Below are 21,493 nucleotides of genomic sequence, written 5' to 3'. Positions count from 1 at the left end.
ATTAAAGATTAATATTAACGCCGAGTGAGTATGTTTTGGGATTTGGATATGCTCCGACTGTGACATCAGGATCTAAGTGGAATTTATTCTTACTATAGATTAATCCAAGATTATTAATATACCCATAAATGGTCAGGTTGGAAAATGGCAGTCTTTTAAACTGTTTTTTTGAAAGCTGATAAGATAAACTAATATCTTGTAAACGGATATGATCCCCTTTTTCAACTAATGCATTACTATAGGTATAAAGATTATCTCTAGTAGCATTTGGTAAATAAATCAATGATGGAACATTAGTACTTAGCTCATCACCGGGACTCTTCCAACGTTTTGAATAGTCTGCAAAAAACTGATTGTTTATGCCAGAAGTTACCGAGTACAAACTGCTATTGCTTAATGACGCCCGTCTAAAATAATAACCAAACTTATAAACAACGTTGACAGAAATAGTAAAATCACTGTAGCTGAAATTATTGCGTATTGATCCAAATTGTGTAGGGGTCTGTGGGCCGTTATAAATCATTGTGGTCAGGTCCTTAGAACTCGTTATAGTGGCATAATCTGTACTTAATGTTCCATTCACATAGCCAACAGGGTTTCCTTGATTATCTAGACCTGCATACGGAAAACTAAATAAGGCAGAATAAGGTTTACCAACTAATGGGTTATTGAAATTACCTTGAATATAGGCGAGATTAGATGCTTGCGTTACTTTATATTGTGTCACTTTATCTGTAACATAACTGTATAAAAGATTCACGCCCCATTTAATTGACCTATCCAAAATTTTGGCATTAAGCACAAAATCTAAACCCTTTGTTTCCAAATCAGCTGCATTCCCTTTAAATTGGATAAGTCCTGTTTGTGGAGAAATTGGACTATTCGCGATTAGGTCAGTACCTAATTTCTTAAATAAATCGATACTTCCTGAGATAATATTTTTTTTTGAACTAAAATCAATGCCGGCATTATAAACATGCACTTTTTCCCACCTAAGTGCTGGATTCGGGGGATTAACAATTGATGCAATCGCATTACCATAGAGATTAGTCTGACCAGAGCTATATCGACTAGTAAGATAAGCAGATAACGTTCTATCGATATTGCCGGTATATCCATCCGAAAATCTAAGTTTTAAATCAGACAAAAATTCTAGTTTATAAAAAGGTTCGCTGCTTACCTTCCAACTTATACCAACAGACCAGAGTGGTATCCCTTTCTGATTTGTATTTACCCCAAATAAATTTGACTCATCACGTCTCAAACTCCCATATATAAAATATTTTTTTAAATAGCCATAAGAAACATTGGTCAAATAAGACAAGAATCGATCTTCTGTATAAGACTGGTCATTGGAAAAGCGGTCGCTAATTCTTGTAGTACTACCTGTCGAATATACCCTAACATCCGTATTGTAGTTAACTGGTTGTGAAGTTGCGGTGCCAGGATCATAACCAAAAACAGTATTACTATAATTAATACCTGTTGCGCTTTTCACCTCGACAGCGGCAATAGCAGTTAAAGAATGTATACTATTCCATTCTTTATTAAAATTGAGTTGTCCCCTTCCGTAATTCGACGTATACTGACTATCATTTCGGTTTAATATTCCACCTATTGGAACCGCCCTAGTAACAACTCCAGTGGTGTAATTAATAGATGAAAAATCGTTGATTAAGTCTCGCACATAATAGGCATCCTTATCATATAAATTATCGCCGGTTGTATTTGATCTACCATATTGATACTGAATACTTGCAGAAAGAACGGAAAGAATCCTGTAGTTTGCAGAAATGTTAATCCGGTAGTCTGTTTGACTTGTTGAGTTACTTCGTAATTCCCGGTTTATTAACGGCTTATAGGACCAATCTAAAAGTCTTCCAGCTCCAACTGTATCTATATATGATTTCCTTTTCCCTCCGACAATATTTAAGGGATTACCATTCAAGTCTGCTAGTTGTTCGTACGGATAGCCCCTTGGCAGATCATACGGAGCTTTGACTTTTGTATTGGTTAGTAAGACATCAGCAGACAACTCCAACTTTCCTTTCAGCAAAAAATAACTGTCCTTTGCCTTAATTGTTAATCTTTCATTATTTCCTCCAACAATTGTACCGCGGTTATTATCATATCCTGCAGATAGATAATAGATTTGATTTTGGGCACCCCCATTAACATTTAAATTATACTGTTGATTTATAGATTTTTGATAATAGTACTTACCTAGTTGGTCTCTAAAATCAAATTGCTTAAACTGATTAATTTGCTCTTCTGTTTGTCCATTTGTTAATACATTATTCCTGTTTTTTAATAGGATTTCAATAACGGGTGAAATCGCTCCGTATTTGTTAGTGATTATTGAGTTATAGGCACCTTGGTTAAATAGGAATTTTTCTACCTCGATATAGTCACTTGATGATAACCTTGGGGCATAATAGAGGTCTGGTTTATCCCCTATAGTTATATTCCCATTGATGGAAACCTTCGGTTCCTGGTTAGGACTTCCTTTCTTTGTCGTGATAACAATAACGCCATTACCAGATCTTGCCCCCCAAATCGAAGCCGCTGCTGCATCTTTTAATACTGAGATACTCTCAACATCGTTTGGATTTATGTTGCTAATGTCACCATCATAAGGAAAATTGTCGAGGATAATTAAAGGTTCCGCATTTGCAAAAATGGTACTTCTACCCCTAATCGAAATTTTTGGTTCGTTAGCGCCACCATAAATATTTCCTTTAAAGACTAGCCCACTTGTCACTCCGTCCAATCTCTCCAAAATATTCGGGCTTACTCTTCTATTAAGTAGTTTATTGTCGATTACTGTGACAGAACCCGTAAGTTCATTAGGTTTAATTGTTTGATAGCCTGTATTAATCGTCACTTCGTCCAACTCCCCAGCACCAACCTCTAATTTTATATCCCCCAAATCCTTACTCACTTTTACCTCCCTCATCTTATACCCTAGATAGCTAATCACCAAAACCGCCTTCTCATCCACCCCAATCAAAATAAAACTTCCATTCTCATTCGTTCTGGTCATTCTATCAGTCCATTTGATTTTCACACTGGCCCCGCTCAACGGCACCCCTTGCTCATCCACCACACGGCCCCGCACATCAATACCAGCCCAGCGATCAGCCAGGCGTTCCAGAAAGGAAGGCGCTTTTTCTTTAATTAGTACAACCCTATCTTCAATGGTAAAACTGAGATTTTGTCCTTCTAATATTTTAATCAGCGCCTCTTCCAACGACACATTTTTTAAGCTGATGGTAATTGGTTTACTCCTGTTAAGGTATGCAGATTTGGCCAACACGTTAAAACCGGTTTGTTTCTGAATTTCGGCAAATACATTTTTTAAACTTTCTTTGTTGGTAGTTAAAGAAAATTTTTGTGCAAAGCCAGCAGCGCTAACCTGCATTAGGGATGCTATCAATATAACGGTGGTTAGTCGCATAATTAGCAATATTTTATGGTACAACCGCATGGGCATACCAGGTTTCTTCGTATAAAATTTATACATTTATAGCTTGGTTCTAAGCAGTGTGTCTTTACTTTCGACGGAACAGACACCTGCGGTTAAACTTCAATAATTTTTTTATTGGCCAGAGCCAGATCAACCAGGTCATGAAAATGGTCTGGTTGTTTTTTCATTAGCTTTTATTGGTTCTCAATGGTATTCAAGAGACCGCTTCGCTAAGTTTTCCCTCTTTAAGGGTCATTCCTGTAGCATCTCATCATACTATGTTCAGTTTTTAATGGTGAATTGATCGGTTTATTTTTTATCACTTAAATACAAGTATCTTTTTTCCCTCTACTTTAAAATGAATGCCTCCGGTTACTTCCAGCTTGGATAATATTTTAGATACCTGATCGTATCTGGAAACACTGCCATAAAAAAGTGCCGTTTTATCTACGTTTTGATAAATTACTTCTACATCGTACCACCTGGCTACTTTACGCATAATGCTCTCCAATGGTTCATCATTAAATATGAACTGTCCGTTTTTCCAGTCTATGGTCGCATTTGCATCTACTTGTACGCAGTTAATAGAGTTGTCTTTTAAAATGGCTTGTTGGTTGGGTTTGAGTACTACATTTCCCTCTTCGGCTACGCCACCTCTCCCCAAAGGGGCGAGGGAAGCCACTCGCACAGACCCTTCTAACAACGTCGCTTTTGTGCTTCCCTCATCCTCATAAGCACTGATATTAAAATGCGTACCCAGCACCGTTGTTGTCAAATTTTTGGTAGTTACTACAAATGGCTGATTTTTATTCCTAAATACTTCAAAGTAGGCCTCGCCGCTGAGTTCAACTTTTCTGATACCGCCACGCTCAATTAGCGGCGCATAATAAGTTAAACTCGATGCGGCGTTTAGCCAGACTTTTGTTCCATCAGGTAGACGCACCTGATAAGTTCCGCCGCGTGGGGTGGTGATGGTAAGGCTTCGTTCAGCCCCGTCATCTCGACGATAGGAGAGATCTCTTGAATTAGCATGACCAAGAGATTTAGCTCCGCTGAGCTCGCGAAGGGCTCGGTTCTCGTCGCTCCGCTCTGTCGAAATGACGGGTGTGTTATCGTTGTACTTCAAATCCGAAGCATCTATAATTACCCCGGTTTTGGCATCGCTTAAGTTTATGGTTTTACCATTGGCAAGGGTAAGGGTTGCGGTGTTTTTACCCGGGGCAATGTCGTTTGTATAGTTTGCAGAACCAGAACCAGGTTCAGGATTACTTGGTGCCTTAAAAAAGAACACGCCAAAAACAATCGCTGCTACGGCAGCGGCTACGCCGATAATGCGTGGCCAGAGTTTTATTGGGCTGTTTGGCTTAACGTCATTAGCAATAGCCTGCCAAACTTCATCCTTAACGCCCATTAATTCTTCGTCACTGAAATGCGGATATTCTACCTTCCATTGGGCATACCAGTTTTCCAGCAAGGCTAGTTCTTCAGCATTGCAGGTACCTGTCCTGTATTTGCTTAATAAATCTTGTAAATCTATATTATCCATAGCAACAAGGCTTGTATGCCCTTATAATGATATAGACAGCGAGCCACCCTACCATGGGGGTAAAAAAAATTAATATTAATTTAATATGTAAACAGTAATACCAGAAACAAGCTTAAGCCGAGCCTTAACCTGAGTATTTTCAAAGCATTTTTTACGTGACTTCTAACAGACTGTTCTGTTATTCCAAGTTCATTGGCAATTTCTTTATGGCTCATGTTGGTCTTTCTGCTCAACTCAAAAGCTGCCCTCATTTTTGGAGGTAAAGCTGCAACTTCCTTTTCGATAATCGCTGTAAGCTGCCGCTCCCTTAATCTATGATCGGTAATACAATTCTCGATAACAACCGAAGGGGGAAGTGCCGATAGGTATTTGGATTCAACACTCTTATGCGAAATCACATTCATTACCCGGTTTCTTACTGCGGTATATAAATAGTTGGACAGGTTTGTAAATGAAATAGATTCATGTTTAACCCATAAAGCAGTAAATAGCTCCTGAACTGTATCCTTTGCATCATCCTTATCCCTAAGTCTGCTAAAAGCATGCAAATAGAGTAAACTAAAAAACCGGTTATAGATCTCAGTAAACGCAATCCTATCCCCGCTTTTTAACAAAGCCGTCAGTTCCTGATCAGTATATCCGCTATAAGCAGCCATGATAATAGGTTTATCCCTTTGTATAAAAATACGTAAATTTTTCTGTAAGTCTAATTATAAATTCATATAAGTTGGTAACAATTAGCCGATTATTTACTTTTTCGTAGTAAAATCAATGCAATAAGTATAATTGAAGGCTGGGAAGGCGGTATAATTAAAAATTCGATAAACCAGCAAACAAAACGAGCATCAAAATTTTGGTTTTCTGGATTATTTAAATAACATTTGTTTAACTAACGTATTATTTAACAATGGCTTTTTGCGCCACGATTGTATTTCTGCAATAGGAAATACCTGTGTAGGCATGGCCCTAATTAATTCTCTTAATGCTGGATAATTTTTTGAGTTTGCAATGGTTTAATGACAGAAAACCATATCAAAACAACGTAAAGTATGACCTGGAATATTTAAAAATATTCAGGCATCTTTTTTATGGCCTGGGTAGTGTTTTAAAGAAAACAAATGGTACAATGGGGCCTAATGAAATGCGCGAGCTGGCGTATATAGTGACTGCTTATTTTGAAGACCGGGTAAACAAAATTGGTTTTTGGGAAACGGTACTGGCCGAGCACCAAACCCTGTACGGAAAGCGCATTCCATTCTATACAACCGAAGAACTTGCTGAGTGGGACGACTGCGAAGACATTCATCCTGCCGACATCCATTACCTTACTTTTGTATACTGTGCCTTTTTACACCGCACCAAACAAATTAAGGAAATGCCCCCCGAAATGTTCTTTATTGGTTTCCGCGATCTGGCTTTTGATTACCTGGACCAGATTGAAGAGGTACGTACCACCGATTTTTACAAGGAAATGCTGGTTGCGGATGGCTCAGCTACAGAATTTAAGAACATACTGCAATGGTTTGCCTACGACAGTTACCTGTTTGGATATGAGCTTAAGTATTATTGGCTTGCACAGGGGCAGCAACTAAGACAGCAGGAGCCAAACATCGACAAGCGCACGTTAGAAATTAACATGCAGATCGTAATGAATGATATCATGCACAAAAGAAATACCAGCTTATCAGGGCTTAATCCTGTTGATGTACTGGCTAAAACTTTAAACTGGCCCGGGCAGAAAAGGCAGGATACTATGGATTTTAAGTTTTATGTAGAAGGTGTATTTGAAATTGATGAAACCGACCCAAAATATTATTATTTTAAGCATAACCTGATGAATGATGTTTTTCCGGTTTTAAAAACAAGCATCCCCAACTTAAAGCCAGGCAGCTTAGCCAGGGCCAGGTACTACCGTACCGTGCTGCAAAGATGGGACGGTGCTTACATTTTAGCTGCCCCCCTGGCTGCCGAAATGGATGAAGACCATATATTTTTCTGGAATAAAGAATTTGCCTATGATTATAGTGTGCACAATAAAGCTTTTAGAGAACGGCAAAAGGAGGCGTTAAAGGCCGAGGCAGACGAAGCTTTTACTTTTTTTGGTGTATCCCAAAAAACATTTCGCAATGCCGAAGAGATGATCAATGCCTTAAATACATTTTATAAATGGCAGTTTGATAAGGCTGTAAGAGAAGGACGGGCAGATGCTGGCAAATATAACGCAATTGAAGCCCGTACGCATCACATCGGTGCAGAAACAGATTTGTGCATACACATTGCGCCTGATGATGGTATGTCCATTACTTCAAATCATTACGCTACCTTAAACCGGTTAAATGAACTGAGATCTGTTTACGGACTGGCAAACGATGCTGTTTTGATGGTACCCATTCCGATTTCGGCCTGGCAAAACCTTTGGGAATCTTTTAAACCGGTGCCAGCAACAAACGACAGCTGGTGCATCAATACCATGGATGATTTAATGGCCTTGTTTAGAATTTATAGACCAAAGGATTTTTCGGCATTAAGAAAGCCGGTGATTACGCTTCTTGATCTGAGTTACAGGTAAACATTTGCTGAAACATTGGGTTGTGCAGTGAAGAGGAATTGATTTCATTCAACTTTGAGTATGCCTTGAGTAACCATTGGGCAAGGGTTGGTTAAGCCTTGATATACCCCCAGGCTTAAGAAAGGCATACTCAATACTTGATCATTACATCCTCAGTACAAAACAAATCCTTAACCCTTATAGCTGCCAATTGGAAAAGTGTAAGTGACAGTGTATGGGTATAATTAGACGAACATTATCGAATTGATCGTGGCTTAAATATAAAGAAACTGACCAATGCAAGGAAAACTACCCCAATTCCGCCGAACAAAGTCAGCAGTTGAAAACCGCCAGCTAATGCCTGATGTGTAATATCGCCAGCCGGGTCTAAAGTTGCAATCCTGGGATATTTTTCCAGAAGGCCAGCAAAATTTCCTGCTGCGATCTTTTCAACCACCGAATGGAGCTGAGGACTATCAAAAACTCCTGCGAATGCAATCTTTAAATGAATGAGCACACCTTTACTTAACAAGAATCCCATTAAAGCAATATTGATTGCCAGGGTGATCAGTCTTGCACTCATGTCTATCCCTGAAGCCATACCTGCACGGTCTGAACTCACAGCACCTGTGGTAGTGTTGGTAACCGTAGTATTAGAGAACCCTAGTCCGATGCCGGACAACAACATACCTGGTATCATGGTCCACGACCCCATGTGTGCAACATGGATGCCAAACCACATCAATATAAATCCCAGTCCGATGATAAAAAGCCCGAATGGGATAACGATACCGGGCCGGTATTTCATCAAAAGCCGCTCGGCCAGTGGTGGAACTACCAATGTAGGCAAAGTATAGGCCAGCAGCATCGTACCGGCCATAAGGCTACTGTATCCCAACACACCCTGAAAATAGATAGGAAGGTAGATTATAAAGGGCCAAAAACAAAAGTTCATGCCAATAGAGCCAATGATGGCCCCGGAAAAGTCCCGTATCCTGAATACGGTAAAATCAAACATAGGCTGGGTGCTTGTCTTTTCTGCATATAAAAAGAGCAGAAAACAAGCTGCAGATGCCCCCAGAATCAATAGCGCGTAAAGGCTTGAAAATCCCATTGCGGGTCCCTGGGTAATGTAATAAATCAGTCCAAAAACAGCTAAGGAAAGAGTGACCATCCCTAAGGTGTCCAATCGCTGTATTTGAGCCGACCGCGATTCCCGCACCCCGGCCCATGCAAGTCCCAGTGTAAGCAAGCTGAGTGGCACATGTACCAGAAACACCCATTTCCAGCTTAAAAATGTGAGGATCATACCGCCAATTAGAGGCCCGAACCCCAAGCCTACTCCAAAAACAATCCCCCAGGCGGCAAAGGCCAGGCTGCGTTCGCGTCCGTCCTGGAACTGGTGAGAAAGAATCGCAACCTGGCAGATCAGCATAATGCCTCCGCCAAGTCCTTGTAAAAAACGTCCTGTGATGAGTAATGGCATCGCTGTGGCCAGCCCACAAAGCAGAGAGGTTATACCAAAAAGCACAAGCCCGGCTATAAAAACAAGTTTGCGACCATAGCGGTCTGCAAGCGTACCGGAAGCCATCAATACTGTAGTGCAAGCAATGGTATAGGCATTCATGATCCATTGTACATCACTGAAATTGCCTTTTAATAATTTTTCGAGCGTGGGCAGTAATACCGGCACACTAGATATTTCCAGTCCAAACATTAATGAGGAAAGGCAAACGGCGGCCAGGGTAAGTGTATTCTTTTTGTCTTTAAACATAGTTTTTATTTCTGTGGTCATTTTTAACAAAAGTAGACCGAAAAAGGCATGACTATTCGGTTCATTTTTATGATAAAAAGGTATGTTTGTATTATGGTTAAACAAAATATGCACCAGCAGGTAGAGCTGGAATACCTCAAAACTGATCACTGCCCACTAGGTGACCGGCAGTATAGTTTCTTTGAAATGGTGTACCTCATTTCTGGTAAGGGCACCGTCTGTATCAATGGCAACCGCATGGCCTATCGTGACGGGAACCTATTATTACTCACGCCCAACGACCGCCATACTTTTGAAATAACTGAAGTAACAGAGTTCCTGCTGATCCGGTTTAGCGATAGTTACGTTCGGAGTTATCCCTGGAAAAGTATTCACCACCTGGAATGTCTGCTCTTCTATGCCACACATCTATCGGGTTGCGTAATGCGCTGCAAGGACGACAGCCGTCTGGTTGAGATGATTGTCGAATCGCTACTGTTTGGGATGAAGCTTGGAGGTGTTTACCAGCAAGATCTGGACATGAACCTGGTAAACGCACTGATTGTTATTGCAGCCAGAAACATTTCAAAGATAAGGCCTGAAAACGTCCGTACCAATACAGATAAGCGCATACTCCAGATCATCAATTATATCGAGCGCCATATTTTTATGCCAGATCAACTGACTGCGGCTGCAATAAGTCAGACTTTTGGGATTTCACAGGCTTACCTGGGTGTTTATTTCAAGAAGCAATGCGGAGAAACTATCCAGCAGTTCATTACCAGCTACAGGATCCGGCTGATCGAATGGCGGTTAAAGTTCAGCGATCTCCGAATCAATGAACTTGCTGATGAATTCGGTTTTGCCGATGGCAGTCACCTGAACAAGTTCTTTAAGAAGCAGAAAGGCATAAGTTTGACTGGTTACAGGCAGAATTTATGAATGAATAGCATAAAATTTGGACATTTATGCTGTATATTAGGGAAGCTTATCGCAAAATATGTTTAAGAACTACTTCATTTTATTATTGGTTTGCTTTATAAGCCCGAATTTTGTTCATGCTGGCACTCCTTTATTTAACAAGGGGTATGATGTGGATACAAGCCTTCATATTAAAAAACCAGGCCCTGAGTTGGAAATTTATCTGTTACTTGGACAGTCAAATATGGCTGGGAGAGGACCGCTTTTAGCGGAATACATCGAAATGCAGCAGCCCAATGTTTTGGTTTGGGATAGGGAAGGTAAATGGGCGATAGCGAGGCATCCTTTACATTACGATAAACCCAAGTTTGCAGGTGTTGGCCCCGGCCTGTCTTTTGGTTTTGCAATGGCCCGGTCAAAGTCAAATGTCCGTATCGGATTGGTGCCATGCGCAGTGGGCGGAACCAATATTGATGTTTGGAAGCCTGGTGCTATGGACAAGGCGACAAATACGCATCCCTTTGATGATGCGGAAATGAGGATAAGGGAAGCGATGAAATATGGGGTGGTAAAAGGGATGATCTGGCATCAGGGTGAAGCAAATAGCGGTGCCCAAAATATGATCGGCTATTTAGATAAGCTAAATGAACTGATCACCAGGATCAGGAAAATGGTGGGTAACGAAAAATTGCCGGTTGTAGTTGGAGAGTTGGGCCGGTATAAAACCAATTATCAGCAATTTAATAAGATGCTGGCCGGGGCTCCGCAAATGATTCCGAACCTGGCATTGGCCACGTCGGAATCACTGGTGGATAAAGGTGACCTGACACATTTCGATTCGCCTTCGGCTACTGTCTACGGGGAGCGATATGCCGATAAAATGTTATGGCTTCAGCGAAATATAAAATAGTTAGCCTTATCGGATAAATGCTTCTGCAAACTCTACTGCAAAATCCTCTAGCTTGACTTTCCCAAATGTTGAAGGCCTGTTGTTAAAATAGTGTTCATATAATTTACCGCTTCGGGTGGCATCGCCCATTTCTACATAGCTTTTAGCCATCACCTCTGGCAAGCCTGCCTGTAACATGCCTTGCAAAGCCTCTTCATCATTAAATGCTACCCAGGGAAGTTCTGGTTTACCAATGGCCGTACCCAATACACCAGCCACATTTGCAGCAGTGCTTTCGTCGCTGGCAATATACCTTATGCTTTTACCTGTAAAAGTCTGCTGCAATTCTTCTGCGGCTACCGCTGCAATATCGTTTGGATGTACCAGTACAAGTGGTGTTTCCGGGCCATAATTTGAACCTAAAATGCCTGCATGTTTAATCATATCGATGTTTCCAAGGAAGTTGATGTAAAAAAATGCCGGGCGCAGTTGTTTAACAGCTACACCATCCAGTTGACTGTAGGTTTTCTCCACATCGTGAAGACCCGAAATAGGACCTGTACCCCCGTCTAAATGTGCACCGATACTGCTCAGGTTAACCACTTGTTTAATGCCAGAGGCCTGAATGGCTTCGGCATATTTTTTACCGGTGCCAGCTATAAATTGCCTGATGTTAGGTGCCCCAAAATTTGGTGGAACCATAGTATAAATGGCGTCTTTGCCAGAAAAGGCAGAGGTTAAGAAGGCTACATCTTCTACTGAACCAATAGCTGCAGTGGCGCCAAGGGCTTCAATAGCCTTAGCTTTAGCTGGATTGCTGCTAATGATGGTAACATGGTGTCCGGTAGCGATTAAGATTTCTGCCAATGGTTTACTGATATTTCCTAGCGATCCTGTGATTGTAAAATTCATGGTTATATATTTTAAATTGTTGAATACAAAGGTATATTTGTACTTACTTTTATACAAGTACTTACCCCAAAGTATGTAACTATGACCGCAATTAAAGAAAGTTCAACGCGTAATTTTAACAAGCAGGTTTCTGCTATTTCTTGTCCCGTTACCTACGTAATGAACAAGATTGGCGGGTATTGGAAGCCGATTATTTTGTATCACCTTTCCAACGGCCCGAAGCGTTACAGCGAATTAAAGCGGGCCATCCCCGAAATCACAGAAAAGATGCTGATCCAGCATTTGAAGCAGTTGCAGGAAGATAATCTGGTGCTAAGAACTGCGGAACCTGTTGTTCCTCCATTTGTTACCTATTCATTAACCCCTGCAGGAGCGAAGTTGCAACCTGTGCTCAATGCGATGGCAGTATGGGGGTTAGATGATATGGAACAGAGAAGGTGAAAAGAAAAAATAAAATCTACCACGGCCTTAATAGTCAACAGGTAGCATCTTCATATAATCCCCAATTTTTATATGGTCTTTTTTCCGGAAAGGGATATCAAGGTTTCTGACTTTTACTATACGTGATACCCTGAAGTCGCGGTATTCATTGCGCAGGTGGCACCAGGCAATAAGGTGCCAGTTATAGGCATAAAATACCAGTCCTATAGCCTCAAGTTCCCTTTTACTGCTTTCGCCGTTATTGTTCTGGTAATCGATTTCGATTATACATCGGCCTGAAATGGCATTTTGAAGGGTGGACAGGTGGTCAAACTCATCGTTCAGCATTTCATGGTTCAGCTGAAACTTTATACTTTCATTCAGGAGTTCAAGTTTTTCCCTTTGAGCATGTTTTAAAACTGCCTTCACCTTGTTCAGTGCCGTAGTGTAATTGGCCAAAATAGACCTGTCCGCAAAACGCGATACCAGACGCTCCATGATGAGCAAGGCATTGGCCTCATCCTGGGAAAAAGAAACCGGCGGAAGAAAATAGCCCTGTACAATAAAATAGCCTTTGGGTTGTTCAAAGCTGATAGGAACCCCCTGCTCCAGGAGGGCCTTAATGTCGCGGTATACCGTTCGTACACTGATCTGGAACTGATCAGCAATTTGATCTGCTGTAATGTATTTCTTGGTTTGGAGTAATAAAAGTATGCCAAACAGCCGGTCAATTCGGTTCATCAGGTTTATGGATTGGTAAAAACAAAATTAACATTATTAGATGGAAAAATCTTTTATTTGCGTATGATATCATACATTTCGGCAACTTATGTACATCCCGTTGTTGGCCCGCCAATAAAGAACGGGGTACTTGCTGTTGGCCCTGATCGGGCAATTGAGGCGGTATTTACTGCAGAGGAGGCTAAAGAAAGGAAGATTAGGAACATCAAATACCATGACGGTCTGTTGGTGCCAGGTTTTGTAAATACACATTGTCACCTTGAACTCTCTAACCTTTGTTACCAGATCAGGCGGCATACCGGTTTACCGGAATTTGCAAAATCGGTCATCAGGTCACGTACTTCAGATGAGTATGAAATTGAAACGGCTATGCTGAAGGCTGATATAGAGATGTTTGAAAATGGCATAGCTGCCGTGGGTGATATTTCGAATCAGCTGATCTCCAGGAAATTTAAAAACAATACACCCATTCATTACCATACCTTTTTGGAGATAATGGGATTCAACCCCGATAAAGCGAAAGAGGCGATAGCCAGGGCATTGAAATTTAAGGAAGAATTTGCCCCTTTACCAGTCTCAATAGTGCCACATGCGCCGTATTCTGTTTCAAAAGAGTTGTTTGCCGAGCTTCGTTTGCATCAAGAGGAGATGGCAGGGATGTTAAGTATTCATAACCAGGAATCGGCAGATGAAAATGCCTTTTTTGAGCATAAAACAGGTGGCTTTTTAGGTCTTTTTGAGTTTTTAGGACAAGACATCAGTTTTTTTGAGGCCCCTGGAACCAGTTCAATAAAAGCTTTTCTGCCACTGATCTCGCCCGGACTAAGAACTTTGCTGGTACACAATACTTATACTACGGCAGAAGATGTAGCTTTTGCCGTCGCTATCCATCCTAATTTATACTGGTGCCTTTGCCCGCATGCCAATCTGTATATAGAAAATAAACTGCCCGATGTGAATATGCTGCGCGCTGCCGGTTTAAGGCTAACAATTGGGACGGATAGTTTGGCCAGTAATACCCGGCTGAGCATTCTATCGGAAATGAACCTGTTGCAGGAGCATTTTAATGTGCCAACTGAAGAATTATTAAAATGGGCAACAATTAACGGGGCCGAATTTTTAGGCTTAGCGTCAGAATTTGGTAGCTTTGAGCCCGGAAAACGTCCCGGGGTTAATCTGGTTGATTTTACGGAAAAAGATGGTGCAGTAATTTTAGGGGATAAAGTAAAACGGCTGTTTTAATATTGAATATGACAAATAAGATCACTGAACTTTTTGATATTAAATATCCGGTTATACAGGCAGGGATGGTATGGTGCAGTGGCTGGCGTTTGGCATCAGCTGTGTCTAATGCCGGTGGTTTGGGTATTATAGGTGCCGGATCGATGTATCCTGATGTGCTTCGGGAACACATCCGCAAATGTAAGGTGGCTACCTCCGGGTCTTTTGCAGTAAACGTACCCTTGCTTTATCCCAACGTAGAGGAAATTATGCGGATCATAGTTGAAGAAGGGGTGCGTATCGTATTTACATCGGCAGGCAACCCGGCCAGCTGGACTTCTTTTTTAAAAGAGAAAGGGATTATAGTGGTACATGTAATTGCCAATACAAAGTTTGCACTGAAAGCGGAAGCCTGTGGCGTGGATGCCATAGTTGCCGAAGGTTTTGAAGCAGGCGGGCACAATGGGAGGGAAGAAACTACCACGATGTGCCTGATTCCTATGATCAGGGCGGCTGTTAAGCTTCCTTTGATTGCTGCTGGGGGTATTGGCAGTGGCAAGGCTATGCTGGCAGCGATGGCCTTGGGTGCAGATGGCGTTCAGGTCGGATCTGCTTTTGCTGTTGCAGAGGAATCTTCTGCACATCCTTATTTTAAGGACCGGATTATCCATGCTGCTGAGGGGGATACAAAACTGAGTTTAAAAAAACTGGTGCCGGTACGTTTGCTGAAAAATGAGTTTGCAGAGGCGGTTGCGGAAGCAGAGGCAGCGGGGGCCAGTGCCGAAGTACTGATCAGTATGCTGGGCAGGGCCCGTGCAAAATTGGGTATGTTTGAAGGGAATATGAAAGAGGGTGAACTGGAGATTGGCCAGGTATCGGCCATGCTGAAGGAGATAAAACCGGCAGCAGAAATACTGAACCATATGTGGCGGGAGTTTTTGCTTGAAGTAGAGCGGATTAAAGAATTTGACGTATGAAGAAAATACATTTAAATATAAAAATTACTGGAAAAGTGCAGGGTGTAACTTTCAGGGAGACTACAAAATATGTGGCCGACCAATCGGGAATTAAAGGTTTTGTGCGGAATGAACCTGATGGTTCGGTCTATATTGAGGCCGAAGGAGAGCAATGGGAACTGGATTCATTTTTGGAATGGTGCAATGACGGGCCAGATAGGGCAAAAGTGGAAAATTGTGCTGTTGAGATGGCCGAACCGAAACATTTTACTGATTTTGTAATCCTGAAAAAATAATGTCGGTATTAAAAAAGTTTTTGGGACAAACGGCCGTATATGGCATCAGTACAGTCTTTTCGCGGCTATTTAATTTTATTTTGACCCCTCTTTTTACCAGGGCCTATCCTTCGGCTACTTATGGCATCTTTACAAAGATGTATGCCTATGCATCAATGATCAATGCAGTATTGGCTTTCGGTATGGAAAGTACTTATTTCAGGTACCTGAACAAGCATGAAGACAAAAAACAAGAAGTGTACAATAACTCGTTTTTATGCATTGTTTTTATCTCGCTGCTATTCCTGATCACCGGTTTTGTTTTTGTAAATCCAATTGCCAGATATCTTTCTGCTGACCCGGCACAGCTTGCTGATTACAAAAAGTATGTGCAATATTTTATCGGTATTTTATTTGTTGATGCCATTTGCGTAATTCCCTTTGCTAAATTAAGGGCAGAAGACCGCGCCTTTAAGTACAGTGTGGTTAAGTTCCTGAATATCGGAAGCTTTGTAGGCTTTAACTTGTTGTTTATTTTTGTGGTACCAGCCATCATTAAACACGAATGGCCAATGGCCGACTGGCTGGTTTCGTGGTATCGGGAAAAATGGGTGGGTTATGTGTTCATTTCTAACTTAATTGCCAGTTTGGTTACCTTTCTGTTGTTGCTACCCGAGTTTTTTAAGCTGCAACTCAGGTTTGACAGAGCGCTTTTTGCGAAGATGTTCAGATATTCCTGGCCTATCCTGGTGGCCAACCTGTCCTTCATCGTGAACGAAAACCTTGACAAAATTGTGTTAAGTGAACTTTTACCAGAGCATATTGCTGATCATGAGGTAGGTATTTATGGTGCTGTCTGTAAAATCGCAGTTTTCATGAGCATATTTATTACAGCATTCAGATTAGGGGCAGAACCTTTCTTTTTTAGCTACGCAAAAAATGCAAACGCCAAAAATACTTATGCCCTGATTTTGCATTATTTCGTAATTGCATTGGCGCTTTTATTTGTAGGATTGATTGCGAATATAGAGCTGCTCAAATATTTCATAAGCAGGGATAAGGCACATATAGCCGAATATTGGGTGGGCTTACCTGCGGTACCCTACCTGCTTTTTGGTTACGTATGCCTGGGTATTTACATGAACTTATCTATCTGGTACCGATTATCGGATCAAACCAGATTCGGTTTATACATTTCTGTCGTTGGCGCCGTTATAACTATAGTGATGAATTTTGTGCTGATTCCTAAATATAGCTATATGGGTTCTGCATGGGTGTCTATGCTGGCCTATTTTGTAATGATGGTGATTTCTTATGTACTTGGACAAAAACACTATCCCATACCTTATGACTTGAAAAGGATGATCACCTATCTGCTGGTTTCGGTACTGTTGGTAGTGCTTTCTTTTTGGGTATTTAACCGAAATATTTATATTGGTAATACCATGCTTCTGGTTTTTTTCGCCGGCATTATTTATTTTGAAAAGGATCAGTTGAAACTTATATTAAAAAAACGATGAACATAAATATCATTAACAATTCCGGGCACCCGCTGCCACAATATGAAACTGCCCATGCTGCAGGGATGGACTTACGTGCTTTTATAGAAACAGAAATTACGATAAAACCGTTGCAGCGGGTACTGGTGCCAACAGGTTTGTACATAGAACTGCCTGTAGGCTATGAGGCCCAGATCCGTCCGCGTAGCGGCCTGGCCTATAAACATGGCATCAGTATTGTGAACGCACCAGGGACGATAGATGCGGATTATCGCGGAGAGCTTAAAGTGTTGCTGGTGAATTTATCGGATACGGATTTTGTGGTGAACAATGGCGACAGGATTGCGCAAATGGTAATTGCAAAGCATGAGACCGCTGTGTGGAATGTGGTTGAAGAACTAAGTGGAACGGAAAGGGGTGCCGGTGGTTACGGGCATACCGGTAAATAAACTGCATGAAAGGAAAAGTGTTTTTATTGATTTTGCTGAGCTATATACCTGCAGTACAGGCGCAACAGCCTGTGCAGGGATATGTAGATAGTAATCTCGTGAAAACGCTTTTTTTTGCCGGCCTGCGTGATAAGTTGAACGAGGATTATAGCAGGGCCAATGAAAGTTTTACCAAAATACTGGTGCTAGACCCTAACAATGCAGCCGTCCACTATGAAATTGCGGTAATGAACTACCGGCAGAATAAACTTTTTGAAGCTGAAATGGCCATAAAAAAAGCCCTTGTTGCTGATGGTAACAATGTGTGGTACTGGATGCTGATGGCTGAGTTGTATAAACGAAAGGGCGATATGGAAGCTCTGGTAGAGGTTCTGAACCAGATGATCAGGCTTGCACCGGATAAGGAGGCCTATTATTACGACCGGTCTAATGCCTGGCTACTGGCTGGGAATACAGACGCCGCTATGAAAGGTTATGATGAGCTGGAAAAAAAATTCGGCAATTCTGAAGCACTGAACCATGCCAGGCAACGGGTAACGATGGAAAAGGATGATACTGCAGGTGGACAAAATGAGGGCCATCAGGCAGCAGCCTCGCTGAGCCCGGAACAAACAATGCTGGTACTTGGCGAAAAATTGTACAGGCAGGGCGATCTGAAAGGGGCAATGGCCCAGTTTAAATCAATACTTAAAAATACCGATCAGATTTATATGGCCTGGGAACGTGCAATACATATTGAAGTGGTACTGGGTTTATATGCCGAGGCTTTAAAAACAGCAGATGAAGCTTTATCTTTATATCCTAGTCAGGCAGTTCTGTATTATCATAAGGCTGTAGCCCTGCAACATATAAGTAATTATACGGAAGCCCTGACAAATATCGAAACTGCCTTGCAGCTGGATGAAGGAAATGCGCTTTATATGGAGCTTTATGGCGATGTTTTGTTTTTGAAAGGAGAGCCTGCCCAGGCATTGCTGCAATGGAAAAAGTCGAAAGCGGCAGGGAACAGTTCTGAAAAATTAAATAAAAAGATCAATGAACGGAAGTATTTGGAATAAATGGATTTGCGCAGTATTGATTTCGACAGGTTTACTGGCCTGTAAGGCTAAAAAAGCAATAGTTGCTGTACCAAAAACAGGCGGAACCGCTGTGGTAAACAACAGGAAATCTGAGAACCTGGCCATGCTGAAAAAAAACGATCTTTCTTTTAATACCCTCTCTTTAAAAGGGAAGGCGAGTCTTAGCATCAATGGGAACAGCAACAATGTGAACATGAACATTAAGATCAAAAAAGATGAAATGATATGGGTAAGTGTAACTGCAATTGCAGGGATAGAGGTAGCCCGTGTTTTAATTACACCTGACAGCATTAAGGTGAGGAACAATTTTCAGGGGGTATACCTGAAAAAACCTTTTGATTATGTGCATGCCTATGCCAATAAGCAGGTGAGCTTTAAATTGCTGCAATCGGTACTTTCCGGAAATACCATTGATGATTTTATGGTAGCACAATCGGAACTGGGGCAGCAGAATGGAGTTTGGGAGCTAAAGGGGCAGCAGCAGGATCTGGCTTACAGGGTAGTGTTCAATACTTTATTGAAAGTTAGCGAGAACAATCTGAACGATGTGAAATCGGGCAAAGCTTTAAAGGTTGTGTATGGGGATTACCAGAAAGTAATTGACGAACTTTTCCCTTCCAATATGCAGATCAGTTCGTTGGCAGGGATAAAACAGGTAGACATTCAGTTCGATTTTTCAAAGATTGAACGCAATGTTCCACTTGATTTTCCGTTTAGTGTTCCTAAGAAGTATGAAGTAATAAACTGATTTTTTTTATACTTTTGACCCGATGAAGTTAAACAAATCCCTTTTACTTTTATTATTTATATTCTCCGTATCCCTTGTGCGTGCACAAAGCAGTTCGGAACTCAAAAGAAAAAAAGAAGCCATACAAAGAGAAATTGAACTTTTGCAGCGAAACCTGAATAAAACGGCCAATAACAAGAAACTTACCTTAGGTCAGATCAATGCCTTGAATACCAAAATCAAGCTGATGCAGGATAAAATCACGGTGATCAACTCTGAGATCAAGAACCTGGATAACCAGATCCACGAAAATACCAATACTGTAATTACTTTAAAAGGTCAACTGAACCAGCTGAAGAAAGAATATGCAGCGATGATCAGGTTTGCACAGCGGAACAAGAATGCTTATGATAAAATGATGTTTATTTTTGCCGCCAAAGATTTTAACCAGGCTTACAAAAGGATCAAATATTTACAGCAATTTGGTCAATACCGTAAAAAACAGGCAGGTTATATACAGGGCACGCAAAAAGACCTGAATTATAAGATTGTGGTGCTGGATAAGAACCTGAAGGAGAAAAGCAGTTTATTGCATGAGCAGGAGAACGAGAAGGACAAACTGGGTAAGAATAAATCACAACAGTCGGCCGTACTGAGCAAGTACAGCAAGCAGGAAAAGCAATACCGGCAGGATATAGCTACGCGAAAAAAACAGCAGGCGCAGCTTGACAGGAGTATCCGTGCTGCAATTGCACGCGAGATCGCTTTGGAGCGTAAACGTGCTGAGGAAGCGGCGAGGGCTGCTGCTGCAAAAGCTGCCGCCGCCGCCGCGGCAAAAGCAAGGGCCGAGAACAGACCTGTACCGGCAGCGCCTGTTGCCAAACCTAAAGAAAGCAGCGGGGGGTATATGGCGGCAACACCAGAGGCGGCACGTTTATCAGCAGCTTTTGAAAGTAACCGCGGTTCACTGCCCTGGCCGGTGGCTGCGGGATCGATCACGGAAAGCTTTGGAAAGCATAAGGAGGGACAGGCCAGTTATGACAATGCGGGGGTAACCATCCAGACTGCAGAAGGGGCCGGTGTACGTGCTGTATTTAATGGGAAGGTGACCAAAGTAGGGAACGCACTTGGCCGGTATTATATATTGATCAAACATGGGCAATTTTTTACAGTTTACCAGAATTTAAGGTCGGTAAGCGTAAGCGCAGGCGATGATGTGACCACCAAACAGAACATTGGCACTGTGGCGTCTTCGGGTGATGTGCCGGAGTTGCAATTTCAGATTTACAGGGGAACTGCGGCACAAAATCCCGCTGCCTGGATAGCAAAATAATTATTTCCTTTTACTTATAGCTTTTTAAAAGGTATCAGAGAGATCGTAATATTGTTATTGGCAACAATATTTGCTAAGTTTGTGTTATTGTAAGTTAAAACAGAGTTGAGATGTATACAGGCACGTTAGTGGAATTCTTAAATATGGGCGGAGGAGAGATAATGCTGATCCTTGCTGTGGTACTTTTGTTGTTTGGAGGTAAAAAATTACCTGAACTGGCAAGAGGGCTTGGAAAAGGTTTGAGGGACTTTAAGGATGCTTCGGAAGGCGTAAAGCGTGAAATCCACAGAAACATAAATTCCGTAGGTATAACCGATGAGATCAATGACATTAAATCGGCCATTAATGATGACGACAGCAGCAGGCCTCATCCTTACGATTATACACCCAATGAAAATACGTATGTAGCCCAGGATGAGCCTCATAAGGAAGGGATAAATTTAGAAAAGAAAGAAGATACGGCTGAGCATGTTGAACATGTTGATGAAGCTGGTAAAGATAAAATAGACACAGATAAAAAAAACTTTAACTAAAATATCATGTTTGACACAACAATATTAGCTTTTGGATTGGGCGGCGGAGAGATTGCTGTTATCGTAGTAATAGTATTATTACTTTTTGGCGGTAAAAAAATTCCTGAACTGATGCGTGGGCTTGGAAAAGGAATTAAAGAATTTAAAGACGGGAAAGATGGTAATGATGAGGAAACGGTAGAACAGAATCCTACTAAAAAACCTTTGTAGGTTACCAACCCGATT

The 21,493-nt window shown here is 41.6% G+C and carries 20 protein-coding genes; 14 read left to right on the top strand and 6 right to left on the bottom strand.

Annotation, left to right across the window (positions count from 1 at the left end):
- Position 1: 1 nt before the first annotated feature.
- The 3 genes from HDC92_RS12100 to HDC92_RS12090 all read right to left on the bottom strand — a co-directional run bounded on the left by HDC92_RS12100 (position 2) and on the right by HDC92_RS12090 (position 5,668).
- On the bottom strand, positions 2–3,457 hold the full coding sequence (locus tag HDC92_RS12100; RefSeq protein ID WP_183874750.1) for a SusC/RagA family TonB-linked outer membrane protein: 3,456 nt from the start codon (positions 3,455–3,457) through the stop codon (positions 2–4).
- A 328-nt stretch (positions 3,458–3,785) separates the two neighbouring features.
- On the bottom strand, positions 3,786–5,012 hold the full coding sequence (locus HDC92_RS12095) for a FecR family protein (RefSeq protein WP_183874748.1): 1,227 nt from the start codon (positions 5,010–5,012) through the stop codon (positions 3,786–3,788).
- An 80-nt stretch (positions 5,013–5,092) separates the two neighbouring features.
- Positions 5,093–5,668 (bottom strand): RNA polymerase sigma-70 factor, encoded by a 576-nt coding sequence (locus tag HDC92_RS12090; protein ID WP_183874746.1) that lies wholly within the window; start codon positions 5,666–5,668, stop codon positions 5,093–5,095.
- 326 nt (positions 5,669–5,994) lie between these two features.
- Between HDC92_RS12090 and HDC92_RS12085 the strand changes: the two genes are divergently transcribed.
- Positions 5,995–7,581 (top strand): DUF3843 family protein, encoded by a 1,587-nt coding sequence (locus HDC92_RS12085; protein ID WP_183874744.1) that lies wholly within the window; start codon positions 5,995–5,997, stop codon positions 7,579–7,581.
- 235 nt (positions 7,582–7,816) lie between these two features.
- On the opposite strand, the gene HDC92_RS12080 is transcribed toward HDC92_RS12085, so the two are convergent.
- Positions 7,817–9,355, bottom strand: a complete 1,539-nt coding sequence (locus HDC92_RS12080) for an MFS transporter (RefSeq protein WP_255484516.1) — start codon at positions 9,353–9,355, stop codon at positions 7,817–7,819.
- A gap of 72 nt (positions 9,356–9,427) precedes the next feature.
- On the opposite strand from HDC92_RS12080, the gene HDC92_RS12075 reads away from it, so the two are divergent.
- Both HDC92_RS12075 and HDC92_RS12070 read left to right on the top strand, forming a co-directional pair.
- Positions 9,428–10,255, top strand: a complete 828-nt coding sequence (locus HDC92_RS12075; RefSeq protein WP_015809650.1) for an AraC family transcriptional regulator — start codon at positions 9,428–9,430, stop codon at positions 10,253–10,255.
- A 58-nt stretch (positions 10,256–10,313) separates the two neighbouring features.
- A complete protein-coding gene (locus HDC92_RS12070) occupies positions 10,314–11,144 on the top strand; it encodes a sialate O-acetylesterase (protein ID WP_255484515.1) in 831 nt (276 codons plus the stop codon).
- Between the two features lie 6 nt (positions 11,145–11,150).
- On the opposite strand, the gene HDC92_RS12065 is transcribed toward HDC92_RS12070, so the two are convergent.
- Positions 11,151–12,035 (bottom strand): NAD(P)H-binding protein, encoded by an 885-nt coding sequence (locus HDC92_RS12065; protein WP_183874740.1) that lies wholly within the window; start codon positions 12,033–12,035, stop codon positions 11,151–11,153.
- 81 nt (positions 12,036–12,116) lie between these two features.
- On the opposite strand from HDC92_RS12065, the gene HDC92_RS12060 reads away from it, so the two are divergent.
- Positions 12,117–12,476 (top strand): helix-turn-helix domain-containing protein, encoded by a 360-nt coding sequence (locus HDC92_RS12060; RefSeq protein WP_317618093.1) that lies wholly within the window; start codon positions 12,117–12,119, stop codon positions 12,474–12,476.
- A gap of 27 nt (positions 12,477–12,503) precedes the next feature.
- On the opposite strand, the gene HDC92_RS12055 is transcribed toward HDC92_RS12060, so the two are convergent.
- A complete protein-coding gene (locus HDC92_RS12055; protein WP_015809646.1) occupies positions 12,504–13,196 on the bottom strand; it encodes a helix-turn-helix transcriptional regulator in 693 nt (230 codons plus the stop codon).
- A 63-nt stretch (positions 13,197–13,259) separates the two neighbouring features.
- On the opposite strand from HDC92_RS12055, the gene HDC92_RS12050 reads away from it, so the two are divergent.
- The 10 genes from HDC92_RS12050 to HDC92_RS12005 all read left to right on the top strand — a co-directional run bounded on the left by HDC92_RS12050 (position 13,260) and on the right by HDC92_RS12005 (position 21,478).
- Positions 13,260–14,438 (top strand): amidohydrolase family protein, encoded by a 1,179-nt coding sequence (locus HDC92_RS12050; RefSeq protein ID WP_183874738.1) that lies wholly within the window; start codon positions 13,260–13,262, stop codon positions 14,436–14,438.
- 8 nt (positions 14,439–14,446) lie between these two features.
- Positions 14,447–15,394 carry an NAD(P)H-dependent flavin oxidoreductase gene (locus HDC92_RS12045; RefSeq protein ID WP_183874735.1) on the top strand — a complete coding sequence of 316 codons (948 nt, stop codon included), beginning with the start codon at positions 14,447–14,449 and terminating at the stop codon, positions 15,392–15,394.
- Positions 15,391–15,669: an acylphosphatase gene (locus HDC92_RS12040; protein ID WP_015809643.1), complete on the top strand. Its 279-nt coding sequence runs from the start codon at positions 15,391–15,393 to the stop codon at positions 15,667–15,669. Before HDC92_RS12045 ends, HDC92_RS12040 begins: the two co-directional genes overlap by 4 nt.
- The gene (locus HDC92_RS12035; RefSeq protein ID WP_015809642.1) at positions 15,669–17,168 is read left to right on the top strand and encodes a lipopolysaccharide biosynthesis protein; all 1,500 of its coding nucleotides are present in this window, start codon (positions 15,669–15,671) and stop codon (positions 17,166–17,168) included. Before HDC92_RS12040 ends, HDC92_RS12035 begins: the two co-directional genes overlap by 1 nt.
- Positions 17,165–17,596, top strand: coding sequence for a dUTP diphosphatase (dut, locus tag HDC92_RS12030; RefSeq protein ID WP_015809641.1), 432 nt, complete (start codon positions 17,165–17,167; stop codon positions 17,594–17,596). The genes HDC92_RS12035 and dut overlap by 4 nt, the downstream gene beginning before the upstream one ends.
- A 5-nt stretch (positions 17,597–17,601) precedes the next feature.
- Positions 17,602–18,654: a tetratricopeptide repeat protein gene (locus HDC92_RS12025; protein WP_183874733.1), complete on the top strand. Its 1,053-nt coding sequence runs from the start codon at positions 17,602–17,604 to the stop codon at positions 18,652–18,654.
- Positions 18,632–19,423: a DUF4292 domain-containing protein gene (locus HDC92_RS12020; RefSeq protein ID WP_183874731.1), complete on the top strand. Its 792-nt coding sequence runs from the start codon at positions 18,632–18,634 to the stop codon at positions 19,421–19,423. The genes HDC92_RS12025 and HDC92_RS12020 overlap by 23 nt, the downstream gene beginning before the upstream one ends.
- Positions 19,424–19,445: 22 nt before the next feature.
- Positions 19,446–20,735 (top strand): murein hydrolase activator EnvC family protein, encoded by a 1,290-nt coding sequence (locus tag HDC92_RS12015; RefSeq protein WP_015809638.1) that lies wholly within the window; start codon positions 19,446–19,448, stop codon positions 20,733–20,735.
- A gap of 110 nt (positions 20,736–20,845) precedes the next feature.
- Positions 20,846–21,268 (top strand): twin-arginine translocase TatA/TatE family subunit, encoded by a 423-nt coding sequence (locus HDC92_RS12010; protein WP_183874729.1) that lies wholly within the window; start codon positions 20,846–20,848, stop codon positions 21,266–21,268.
- Between the two features lie 6 nt (positions 21,269–21,274).
- A complete protein-coding gene (locus HDC92_RS12005; protein ID WP_015809636.1) occupies positions 21,275–21,478 on the top strand; it encodes a twin-arginine translocase TatA/TatE family subunit in 204 nt (67 codons plus the stop codon).
- Positions 21,479–21,493 lie beyond the last annotated feature (15 nt).

The sequence above is a fragment of the Pedobacter sp. AK017 genome (assembly GCF_014200825.1).
GTDB classification, from domain to species: Bacteria; Bacteroidota; Bacteroidia; order Sphingobacteriales; family Sphingobacteriaceae; genus Pedobacter; species Pedobacter heparinus.
The sequence above is the reverse complement of the archived record's forward strand: the minus strand, read 5'-3'. Positions and strand labels throughout refer to the sequence as shown.